General features: G+C 64.1%; 9 protein-coding genes. All 9 read left to right on the top strand.

The genetic code is table 11. The features are described 5' to 3' along the window. The first annotated feature begins 2 nt into the window (after positions 1-2). Positions 3-1349, top strand: coding sequence for an amino-acid N-acetyltransferase (argA, locus tag RCH10_RS18925; protein WP_409053592.1), 1347 nt, complete (start codon positions 3-5; stop codon positions 1347-1349). A 421-nt stretch (positions 1350-1770) separates the two neighbouring features. After that, positions 1771-1980, top strand: a complete 210-nt coding sequence (locus RCH10_RS18920) for a hypothetical protein (protein ID WP_409053591.1) — start codon at positions 1771-1773, stop codon at positions 1978-1980. Positions 1981-2019: 39 nt separating this feature from the next. Then, positions 2020-3237, top strand: coding sequence for a succinyldiaminopimelate transaminase (gene dapC / locus RCH10_RS18915; RefSeq protein WP_409053590.1), 1218 nt, complete (start codon positions 2020-2022; stop codon positions 3235-3237). A 41-nt stretch (positions 3238-3278) separates the two neighbouring features. Beyond that, positions 3279-4103, top strand: coding sequence for a 2,3,4,5-tetrahydropyridine-2,6-dicarboxylate N-succinyltransferase (gene dapD, locus RCH10_RS18910; RefSeq protein ID WP_187052121.1), 825 nt, complete (start codon positions 3279-3281; stop codon positions 4101-4103). A 51-nt stretch (positions 4104-4154) separates the two neighbouring features. After that, positions 4155-5303, top strand: a complete 1149-nt coding sequence (locus tag RCH10_RS18905) for a PilT/PilU family type 4a pilus ATPase (protein ID WP_187055060.1) — start codon at positions 4155-4157, stop codon at positions 5301-5303. A 24-nt stretch (positions 5304-5327) separates the two neighbouring features. After that, a complete protein-coding gene (dapE, locus tag RCH10_RS18900) occupies positions 5328-6509 on the top strand; it encodes a succinyl-diaminopimelate desuccinylase (RefSeq protein WP_409053589.1) in 1182 nt (393 codons plus the stop codon). An 8-nt stretch (positions 6510-6517) separates the two neighbouring features. After that, positions 6518-7402, top strand: coding sequence for a 50S ribosomal protein L3 N(5)-glutamine methyltransferase (gene prmB / locus RCH10_RS18895; RefSeq protein ID WP_409053588.1), 885 nt, complete (start codon positions 6518-6520; stop codon positions 7400-7402). A gap of 63 nt (positions 7403-7465) precedes the next feature. Next, on the top strand, positions 7466-9289 hold the full coding sequence (locus tag RCH10_RS18890; RefSeq protein WP_409053587.1) for a peptidase M14: 1824 nt from the start codon (positions 7466-7468) through the stop codon (positions 9287-9289). After that, positions 9286-11220, top strand: a complete 1935-nt coding sequence (locus RCH10_RS18885) for an ABC-F family ATP-binding cassette domain-containing protein (RefSeq protein ID WP_409053586.1) — start codon at positions 9286-9288, stop codon at positions 11218-11220. The genes RCH10_RS18890 and RCH10_RS18885 overlap by 4 nt, the downstream gene beginning before the upstream one ends. Positions 11221-11237: the final 17 nt, after the last annotated feature.

Here is an 11237-nt window from a genome sequence, read left to right as displayed (position 1 = left end):
CAATGTCCACTGTCTTCAATTTCACCTTCGTGCCCTGGTTCCGTTCGGTGGCGCCCTACATCCATACGCATCGGGGCAAGACCTTCGTGGTGGCGCTGGCGGGCGAGGCGATCGCTGCGGGCAAGCTGCAGAACATCGCGCAAGACCTGGCGCTGATCCAGTCGATGGGCGTCAAGGTCGTGCTAGTGCACGGCTTTCGGCCGCAGGTCAACGAGCAGCTCCGCGCCAAGGGGCACGAAGCCAGGTATTCGCACGGCATGCGCATCACCGATGAGGTTGCGCTCGATTCGGCGCAGGAGGCCGCCGGCCAGCTGCGCTACGAGATCGAAGCCGCCTTCAGCCAGGGCCTGCCCAACACGCCGATGGCCGGGTCCACGGTGCGTGTGATCTCCGGCAACTTCATCACGGCCCGCCCCGTGGGCGTGGTCGACGGCGTCGACTTCAAGCATTCGGGGCTGGTGCGCAAGGTCGATGCGGTCGGTATCCGCCGCACGCTGGATTTCGGCGCGATGGTGCTGATGTCGCCCTTCGGTTTTTCGCCGACAGGTGAAGCTTTCAACCTGACGATGGAAGAGGTCGCGACCAGCGTGGCGATCTCGATCCAGGCCGACAAGCTCATCTTCTTGACCGAGGTTCCGGGCATTCGCATGGACAGCGAACTGCCGGAGAGCGAAGACAACCCGATCGACACCGAACTGCCACTCGCCGCCGCCGAAAAGCTGCTGGCCTCGCTGCCGCCAGCACAGCGGCCAACCGACACGGCCTTCTATCTTGAGCATTGCGTGAAGGCGTGCAAGGCAGGCGTCGAGCGAAACCACATCCTGCCCTTCGCGCTCGACGGCGCGCTACTGCTCGAGGTGTATGTGCACGACGGCGTCGGCACGATGGTGATCGACGAAAAGCTGGAGTCGCTGCGCGAAGCCACAGCAGACGACATCGGCGGCATCCTGCAACTGATCGAGCCCTTCGAGCGCGACGGCACGCTGGTCAAGCGCGACCGCACGGAGATCGAGCGCGACGTCGGCCAGTACACCGTCATCGAGCACGACGGCGTGATCTTCGGCTGCGCGGCGCTGTATCCGTACCCGGAGGCACGCACTGCCGAGATGGCTGCGCTGACGGTGTCACCCAGCGTTCAATCGCAAGGCGACGGCGAGCGCATCCTGAAGCGTGTCGAACAACGCGCCAAGGCGATGGGGCTCGAAAGCATCTTCGTGCTGACGACGCGCACCATGCACTGGTTCATCAAGCGCGGCTTCGAGCAGGTCAATCCGGAGTGGCTGCCTGATGCGCGCAAGCGCAAGTACAACTGGGATCGCAAGAGCCTGGTGTTGGTAAAGAAGCTCTGACTCGAGCGTCTTGCTCCGAACGCGGCGGTTTCGTTGGCCCTTAGTTGTCGGCCGCTCGGTGAATGGGGGCGGGGCATCCGCTCCACGCAATGGCCGCTCAGCGCAAAGAAGCGGACCATGTGGCCCTGGATGTAGATCGACCGCACTCCGAACCATCGTGTTCCCCGTGATCCGGCCACCGCACAGGTGCCCGGACTGCCCGCCGGTAGTTGCCGTCGATCGGCTGGTACCAGAAACTGAACTGACCGTCAGACTTAAAAAAAGTCCCCATCTGGGCAAACACCGTGCCGTCGTAGCTGTGGTCCGCGGTGGCGCCGTAGCGCCCCAGCACCTCCCCGTTGACGATCAGCTGCCGCGGTACGAAAAGTTCGCCCACCGTTTGGCTGGCCAAACGCCGGATGGCATCGCTGGCGATTTACGCATGCTGGCCATCTTGGTCACTCCCACCAGCGTGCCGCGCGTGGTGCCCACAGATCCTGACGATGACGAGGTGCTGGCAGCAGCTCTGGCGGGCGCGGCTGGCCTGATCGCATCGGGTGGCCGGCGCGATCTGCTGCCGCTGGTCAGCAATGCGGGCATCCCCATCGTCACGGCCCGCGAGGCTCGGCGGCGCATCGCCCCGAAGGCCTGATTCACGGGTTCAGCACACCGCTCGCCGATAATTCGGCACATGAATCCCCTGCTCGCCAAACTGCAGCCCTACCCGTTCGAGCGCCTGCGAAAGCTGTTCGAGGGCGTCACTCCCAACCCGGCATTCAAGCCCATCAGCCTCGGCATCGGCGAGCCGAAACATCCCACGCCGCAGTTCATCAAGGACGCGCTGACTCAGGGTCTCGGCGCACTGTCTGCCTACCCAGCGACTGCGGGCGACCTGAAGCTGCGGACCGCCTTCACCGACTGGCTGCAGCGCCGTTACGGCGTGACGCTCGATCCGGCGACGCAGGCTCTGCCCGTCAATGGCACGCGCGAGGCGCTGTTCTCGCTCACGCAAACAGTGGTCGACGGCACACGCTCCCCCGCGCCCATCGTCATTTCGCCCAATCCGTTCTATCAAATCTACGAAGGTTCGGCCTTGCTGGCGGGCGCCGAAACCTGGTATGCGCCGAGCGATCCGACACGCAACTTCGCGGTCGACTGGGACAGCGTTCCGGCCGACATCTGGGCGCGCACGCAACTCGTTTTCGCGTGTTCGCCTGGCAACCCGACTGGTGCCGTCATGCCGCTCGACGAATGGAAGAAACTCTTCGCCTTGTCTGATCGCTACGGCTTCGTGATCGCGTCAGACGAGTGCTACAGCGAGATCTATTTCCGGGACGAGCCGCCGCTCGGCGGACTCGAGGCGGCTGCCAAGTTGGGTCGTGCCGACTTCAAGAACCTGATCGCCATGACATCTTTGTCAAAGCGCAGCAATGTACCGGGCATGCGCAGTGGTTTTGTTGCCGGCGATGTCGACGTCATCAAGAGCTTTCTCCTGTACCGGACGTACCACGGCAGCGCCATGAGCGGTGCCGTGGGCGCGGCCAGCATCGCGGCCTGGGGCGACGAGACGCATGTGATCGACAACCGCGCTCTGTACCGCAGCAAGTTCGCCACGGTGACGCCGCTGCTCGAAGCCGTGCTCGACGTGCGCTTGCCCGACGCGGCCTTTTACCTGTGGGCCGGCCTGCCCGACGCCTGGAACGGCGACCAGACCGGCGACGATGAAGGCTTCGCGCGGGCGCTGTACGCTCAATACAATGTGACGGTTTTGCCAGGGAGCTACCTGGCACGCGATTCGCAGGGCAGTAACCCGGGCCGGGGTCGCATCCGCATGGCGCTGGTCGCAGACACTGCCGAGTGCGTCGAAGCCGCCAGCCGCATCGTTCAGTTCGTTCAAAAAGGCCGCTGAGGCCACCGTTTTTCTTTCGAGACTCCTTTCCAAGATTCCTCATGACCCAACAACTCCAACAGACCATCGACGCCGCGTGGGACAACCGCGCCAACCTGTCCCCTTCCGACGCGCCTGCCGAAGTGCGCGACGCCGTCGAGCACGTGATAAGCGAACTCAACAACGGCACGCTGCGCGTCGCCACGCGCGAGAGTGTCGGCCAGTGGACGGTGCACCAGTGGATCAAAAAGGCGGTGCTTCTGTCGTTTCGGCTGAAGGACAACGAGCAGATTCAGGCGGGCTCGCTCGGCTTCTACGACAAGGTGCAGACCAAGTTCTCGCACCTGTCGGCCGCTGAACTGAAAGAAGCGGGCGTGCGCATCGTGCCGCCGGCCGTGGCCCGTCGCGGCAGCTTCATCGCCAAGGGCGCGATCCTGATGCCGAGCTACGTGAACATCGGCGCCTACGTCGGTGAAGGCACGATGGTCGACACCTGGGCCACCGTCGGCTCCTGCGCGCAGATCGGCGCCAACTGTCATTTGTCGGGCGGCGTCGGCATCGGCGGCGTGCTCGAGCCACTGCAGGCCGGCCCGACCATCATCGAAGACAACTGCTTCATCGGCGCCCGCTCCGAAGTGGTCGAAGGCGTGATCGTCGAAGAAAACTCGGTGCTGTCGATGGGCGTCTTCATCGGCCAGAGCACGCCGATTTATGACCGCGCGACCGACACCGTCAGCTATGGCCGCGTTCCCGCAGGCTCGGTCGTCGTGGCCGGCAACCTGCCCAAGCCGGGCGGCAAGTACAGCACTTACGCGGCCATCATCATGAAGAAGGTCGACGCCAAGACGCGCTCGACCACCAGCCTCAACGACCTGCTGCGCGACTAGCCCTTTTTTCAACGACAACTGCCACGACAACTGCCGGAGGAGATTTCGATGATCGGAACGATGGAGCGCATTCTTCGCCTGATGGCCGAGCGCAAGGCCTCGGACATCTATCTTTCGGCGCATTCACCCGCGCTCATCCGCATCAACGGAAGCTGCCTTCCGATCAACGCGCAGATCTTGCCAGCCGATGCGCCTCTCAATCTGCTGGCCGAAGTCGTGCACGAAAGCCGCATCGCCGAGCTCGAACGCATGGGCGAGCTCAACATGGCGATCGCGCTCGAAGGCGCCGGCAACTACCGAATCAGCGCCATGCGCCAGCGCGGCACCTATGCGGTGGTGGTGCGGCACATCGCCTCGACGATTCCGAGCTTTGCCGACCTCAATCTGCCGGACATCCTGAAGACGCTCATCATGGAAAAGCGTGGGCTGATCCTGATGGTCGGCGCGACCGGCGCCGGCAAGACGACCACGCTGGCGTCGATGCTCGACTACCGCAACGAGAACGCCACCGGGCACATCCTGACGGTCGAAGAACCGATCGAGTTCACCTACACCAACAAGAAGTCAATGGTGAACCAGCGCGACGTCGGTAGCGACACGCAGTCGCTCAACATCGCATTGAAGAACGCGTTGCGGCAGGCGCCGGACGTGATCCAGATCGGCGAGATCCGCGACCGCGAGACGATGACCGCGGCCATCGCCTATGCGCAGTCGGGCCATCTGTGCGTCGCCACGCTGCATGCCAACAACAGCTACCGCGCGCTGAATCGAATCCTGAGTTTCTACCCGGTCGAAGTGCGAGCCACGCTGCTGGGCGACCTGGGCGGTGCCCTGCGCGCCATCGTGGCGCAACGCCTGTTGCGCCAGCCGAGCGGTTCTCGCGTGCCGGCACTCGAAGTCATGCTGAACACCGCACTGGTCGCCGAGCTGATCGAAAAAGGCGACTTCTCGGCCGTCAAGGAAGCGATGGAGCAGTCGATGGCCGAGGGCTCGCAGACCTTCGAAGAAGACATCGCCCGCCTCATCAACGAAGGCCGCGTGTCGCGGGAAGAAGGCCTGTCGCAAGCCGATTCGCCGACCAACCTGATGTGGCGTCTGCAAAACGCCGACGCGCCCAAGGCGCCCGCCGCCGAACGCGCATTGCTCGACCAGGTCGATGAACCGACGTTCACCGACATCACGCTCGACGTCCGCTTCTAAGCTTTCAACCCCACTCCGATTTCGATGTCCCGAACCCTCCAGCTTGCCGAACACCTGATCTCACGCCCCTCGGTCACGCCTGAAGACGGCGGTTGCCAGCAAATCCTCGGCGAGCGTTTGGCGCCCCTCGGCTTCACGCTCGAAACGATTGAAAGCGGGCCGACGAATTTTCGAGTCACCAATCTGTGGGCGAAGCGGATTGCCGCTACAAAGTCTTCGGGAGAGCAAGCCAAAACGCTGGTCTTCGCTGGCCACACCGACGTGGTGCCGACCGGCCCGATCGACCAGTGGACCAGCCACCCCTTCACGCCAACCCATCGCGACGGCAAGCTGTACGGCCGCGGTGCCTGCGACATGAAGACGTCCATCGCCGCCTTCGTGGTGGCGATCGAAGAGTTTCTGAAAGCAGTGCCCGAACCGGGAGTCTCTCTGGCGTTACTCATCACCAGCGACGAGGAAGGTCCGGGTGTCGATGGCACGGTGGCGGTGTGCAACACGCTGGCGGCGCGCGGTGAAGTCATCGATTACTGCATCGTCGGCGAGCCGACGGCCGTCGAGCGCTGCGGCGACATGATCAAGAACGGCCGTCGCGGCACGATGAGCGGCAAGCTGACGATCAAGGGCGTGCAGGGCCACATCGCCTACCCGCATCTTGCAAAGAATCCGGTGCATGCGTTCGCGCCAGCGCTCGCCGAGCTGGTCGCCATCAACACCGCAGGTGGCTGGGACGCCGGCAACGCATCGTTCCAGCCGACGAGCTGGCAGGTCAGTAACTTTCACTCGGGCACCGGTGCCGGGAACGTGATTCCGGGCGCTGCCGTCATCGACTTCAACTTCCGCTTTTCGACCGAGTCCACAGTCGAATCGCTGCAGCAGCGGGTGCATGCGGTGCTCGATTCACATGCGCTCGACTACACGCTGGCGTGGACGATCGGTGGCCTGCCCTTCTTGACGCAACCGGGTGATTTGGTCGAAGCGGTTCGCGCCGCCATCGCCGACGAGACAGGCATCGCCACCGAGCTGTCGACCAGCGGCGGCACCAGTGACGCACGCTTCATTGCCAAGATCTGCAAGCAGGTGATCGAGGTGGGGCCGGTCAACGCCAGCATCCACAAGATCGACGAGCACATCGACGTCGCATCGATCGAGACGCTGAAAAACATCTATCGGCGCACGCTCGAACGGCTCGAAAAGTCGCTCTCTTGATGCAGCCGATGCAGTCCGTACGCAGCGTGATCGAGCTGGTGGAAGCCGGCGCAACGCAGCTGGCCGACGCCGGCGTCGCCTTCGGACACGGCACCGTCAACGCTTTCGACGAAGCGGCATGGCTGGTGCTGTGGCAGCTGCAGCTGCCGATCGACGACCTCGACGCCGTGGCCGATCGCGCTGTGTCGCCAGCCGATCAAGCCAAGGTCGCGGCGCTGCTGCACCGGCGCATCGACACGCGCCAGCCCGCGGCCTATCTCACCAAGGAGGCGTGGCTGCAAGGCGTGCCGTTCTACGTGGACGAGCGTGCCATCGTGCCGCGCAGCTTCATCGCTGAGCTGATCGTCGACGGCAGCATCGATTACTGGCTCGGCGAGCACACGCAGCGGTTGCTCGACTTGTGCACCGGCAACGGCAGCCTGGCCGTGCTGGCGGCAATGACGTACCCGGACGTCTCGGTCACCGCCGCGGACATTTCCACCGAAGCGCTCGAAGTCGCCGCCATCAACGTGACGCGACACGCGCTGGACGAACGCATCACGCTGGTCGCCTCCGATGGACTGACCCGCGTGACCGGGGCGTTCGACCTGATCCTCTGCAACCCGCCCTACGTCAACACCTCCAGCATGGAAGCGCTGCCGGCGGAATACCGTGCCGAGCCAGAACTCGCACTGGCCGGAGGCGCCGACGGCATGGATTTCATTCGCACGCTGTTCGAGACCGCGCCCGCAAAGATGAGCGAGAGCGCTGTGCTGGTGCTTGAAATCGGCAACGAGCGCACGCATTTCGAAGCAGCGTTTCCGAGGCTGCAGGCCGTGTGGCTGGAAACCTCGGCCGGTGAAGACCAGGTATTGCTGCTGACGCGCGAGACGCTGGTCCGCGACTTGCACTGATCTTTTGTCCGGCGCCCCGCTCTGCGGCGCCGGCTTGGATTTGCGAACGAGGCGACTCTGAACATGACCGTACTTCTGGAAATCGAACTGCCTCGCACACTCGACGTGTGGGTGGGCGAGTTGCTTGCCGGAACGAAAGGCGCCAAGCCGGCCTCGTCCGTTGAGCCGGCAGAGTCCGTAGAGGGCTGGCTCTTTGAAGGCACTGCCGCCCGGCGCGCGGCCGAGCAGCAGCTCGCGGCGGGTGGCATCTGCGCACGCTTTATGAGCGCCTACAAGCCGCTGATCCATCACTTTCTGGAACACGTCGATTGCAACGCCCTGGCGCAGGTGGTGGTTCACTACCCGGTGCATCCAAACGCGCCGCCGCGCCGCTTCGCGCTGGAGGCTTACCCACTGGTCGACATGGTTGCCGGCGCTCAACTTCACATGGAGCCGCAGGCGGTTGTCGCCGGCACGCCGCAATACCGGGTCGAGCTGCGCTGGCACAACGGCGCCCGCCGCAGTGACACCGTGTTCGCGCCGAATCGGGTGCATGTCGACGCGCTAGGCGAAACGCTGCTCTCGCCGACCGCGTGGCTGAGCGTGAAACATCGCGACGGCAGCATCGCAGAAGGCCGCCGCGAATCCGACTACGAAGCGCTTTTTCGGCGAGCCATCGAGTGCGTTCAAGGTCACGCGTGGCCCGGCTCCGAACCGTACTTCGAACGGCTCGACGTCCGCGTCGACCTGCGCGGCATCCACTGCGCGCCGCCGCAGGAAACTGGCTTCCTCGACACGCAAGAGGCGCTGCACGAAGACCTGTACTTTTCATTGATGGAAATCTTTCAGCATCGCAGCGGGCGGCCGGAGGGCGACCGCCGCATGCAGCCCGGACAGATCGTGCCGGACGTGCGTTCGAGCAGCGACGCGATTCGACTTCGTGTGGCGGTCGAAAGCTATCCAAAAATCGCCGCGGTTACCGAGACAGCCGCAGATGGCGTCACCTCGGCGATCGGCTCCAAAACCGGCTGTGGCGATGTCCCGCTTGCTGAATCGGTTGCGCCGCTGACGCCCGCCCGCATCGCGGCAGAGCTGAGCCGCATCGCCGGTCAACGCTTCGAAGCCACGACGCGGCAAGGCCGCACGGTTGCTGGCGTCTATCGCGCGGGCACCGGGCCCGCTGTCATCATCAGCGGCGCGCAGCACGCCAACGAGACCTCAGGTGTGGTCGGCGCACTGCGCGCAGCCAAGGTACTCGCGCAGCAACCCGATGCGCACTTCGCGCTCATTCCGCTGGAAAACCCCGACGGTTACGCGCTCCACCGCGAGCTGTGCGCCCACGCGCCGCGCCACATGCACCATGCCGCGCGCTATACCGCGCTGGGCGACGACCTCGAATATCGCGACGCGGCGCCCTGGTACGAGCGCGCGGCGAGGCACCAGGCGCTCACGCTGTCGGGTGCCGATCTGCACATCAACCTGCACGGCTATCCGGCGCACGAATGGACTCGGCCCCTGAGCGGCTACATCCCGCGCGGCTTCGGGGCGTGGACGATTCCAAAGGGCTTCTTCCTGATCGTGCGCCACCACGCCGGCTGGGCCGAGCGCGCACGGCAGCTGGCGACGCACGTCTGCAAGCAACTGGCTACACGGCCAGCGTTGGTCGCATTCAACGAAAAACAGCTCGCCAGTTACAATGCCCACGCCGGCGATCTTCCTTTCGAAGTCATCCATGGCACGGCCTGCACGATCAGCGAGGTCAACCGTCCGGGCCCCGCCCTGACGTTGATCACCGAGTTTCCTGACGAAACGATCTACGGCGATCCTTTCATTCTTGCCCACGACACCCAGACCGCCACGGTGCTGGCCGCGGTCGAAGCCCTGGGCCTAATTTCGCCGAGTCAATGATTACTCTTAAAAACGTCGTTTTACGTCGCAGCGCCAAGAAACTGCTCGACGGCGCCACCGTCAACCTCAACCCGGGCGAAAAAGTCGGGCTGGTCGGCCGCAACGGCGCCGGCAAGTCGACCTTGTTCGCGCTCTTCAACGGCACGCTGCACGAAGACGGCGGCGACTTCTATGTGCCCAAGCAATGGCGCATGGCGCAGGTCGCGCAGGACATGCCCGAGACCGATGAGTCCGCCACCAATTTCGTGGTCGGCGGCGATACGCGGCTGGTCGAAGTGCGCAACACGCTGGCCGCCATCGAGGCCGCATATGAAGCCAATCCGGACGATTCCGACATCGGCATGGAACTGGCACACGCCTACACCGACCTGGCCGACGCCGGCGAGCACGACGCGGTGCCGCGCGCGCAGGCGCTCATTCAGGGTCTCGGCTTCAAGACCCATGAGCTCGACGGCCCGGTCAACAGCTTTTCGGGCGGCTGGCGCATGCGCCTGCAACTCGCGCGGGCCCTCATGTGCCCGAGCGATTTGCTGCTGCTCGACGAACCGACCAATCACCTGGACCTCGACGCCTTGGTCTGGCTCGAAGCCTGGCTGCAGCGCTACCAGGGCACGATGATCGTCATCAGCCACGACCGCGAATTCCTCGATGCGGTGACCGACGTGACGCTGCACATCGCCAACGCACAGCTCACACGTTACGGCGGCAACTACAGCGCCTTCGAGACGCTGCGCGCCGAGCAAATGGCACTTCAGCAAACGGCATTCGGCAAGCAGCAGGACAAGATCGCGCACTTGCAGAAGTTCATCGACCGCTTCAAGGCGAAAGCCAGCAAGGCCAAGCAGGCGCAAAGCCGTGTGAAAGCCCTGGAGCGGATGGAAAAGATCGCACCACTGCTGGCTGAAGCTGACTTCACGTTCGAATTCAAGGAGCCGGGCAACATCCCGAATCCGATGCTGTCGATCAGCAAGGCGAGCTTCGGCTATGTGGTGGACGACGTTCCCAAGACCATCCTGACGGATGTGAGCCGTTCGGTGCAGGCTGGCCAGCGCATCGGCATCCTGGGCGCCAACGGCCAGGGCAAGTCGACGCTGGTTAAGACCATCGCGCGCGAAATGGGCGCGCTGGCCGGCGAAGTGACCGAAGGAAAGGGCCTCAACATCGGCTACTTCGCGCAGCAAGAACTCGATGTGCTGCGCCCGCAAGACAATCCGCTCGAACACATGATGCGCATGGCGCGCGAGCTCGGCAGCGCGGTCAAGGAGCGCACCGGCGAACAAGACCTGCGCAGCTTTTTGGGCAGCTTCAACTTCAGCGGCGACATGGTCAAGCAGGCGGTCGGCACCATGAGCGGCGGCGAAAAAGCACGTCTGGTGCTGGCGATGATGGTGTGGCAGCGCCCCAACCTGCTGCTGCTCGATGAGCCTACCAATCACCTGGACCTTGCCACGCGCGAAGCATTGGCCGTCGCCCTCAACGAATTCGAAGGCACGCTGATGCTGGTGAGCCACGACCGCGCACTGCTGCGTTCGGTCTGCGACGAATTCTGGCTGGTCGGCCGTGGCGCCGTTGCCGACTTCGACGGAGACCTGGACGACTATCAGCGTTACCTCTTCGAAGAAGCCAAGCGGCAGCGCGAAGAAGCCAAGGTCGCCACGCGCGAGGCGGCGGTTGCCGTCAAGCCGATCGTTGCAGCGCCGGCGCGTGTCGACCAGACCAAGCCGATCCGTAAGGAGCTGGCCCAAGTCGACGAGAAGCTGGCGACAGCCGGCGCCGAGAAGACTTCGCTCGAAGCAAAAATGGCGAAGCAAGGCAAAGCCGCGGACATGGCGGACGCGGGCAAGCGCCTGAAAGCGGTGAACGAAGAGATCGCCAAGCTCGAAGAGCGTTGGCTGTCGCTGTCGGATCAACTCGAGGGGCTGGTGGCCTGAGCGGCATCACGACGGTC

The organism is Variovorax sp. GrIS 2.14, assembly GCF_046115955.1.
Classification (GTDB): Bacteria; Pseudomonadota; Gammaproteobacteria; order Burkholderiales; family Burkholderiaceae_C; genus Variovorax.
The sequence above is the reverse complement of the archived record's forward strand: the minus strand, read 5'-3'. Positions and strand labels throughout refer to the sequence as shown.

Coding starts and splice junctions, on each gene's coding strand:
- argA (WP_409053592.1), top strand. CDS start 3: ATGTCCACTGTCTTCAATTTCACCTTCGTGCCCTGGTTCCGTTCGGTG.
- RCH10_RS18920 (WP_409053591.1), top strand. CDS start 1,771: ATGCTGGCCATCTTGGTCACTCCCACCAGCGTGCCGCGCGTGGTGCCC.
- dapC (WP_409053590.1), top strand. CDS start 2,020: ATGAATCCCCTGCTCGCCAAACTGCAGCCCTACCCGTTCGAGCGCCTG.
- dapD (WP_187052121.1), top strand. CDS start 3,279: ATGACCCAACAACTCCAACAGACCATCGACGCCGCGTGGGACAACCGC.
- dapE (WP_409053589.1), top strand. CDS start 5,328: ATGTCCCGAACCCTCCAGCTTGCCGAACACCTGATCTCACGCCCCTCG.
- prmB (WP_409053588.1), top strand. CDS start 6,518: ATGCAGTCCGTACGCAGCGTGATCGAGCTGGTGGAAGCCGGCGCAACG.
- RCH10_RS18890 (WP_409053587.1), top strand. CDS start 7,466: ATGACCGTACTTCTGGAAATCGAACTGCCTCGCACACTCGACGTGTGG.
- RCH10_RS18885 (WP_409053586.1), top strand. CDS start 9,286: ATGATTACTCTTAAAAACGTCGTTTTACGTCGCAGCGCCAAGAAACTG.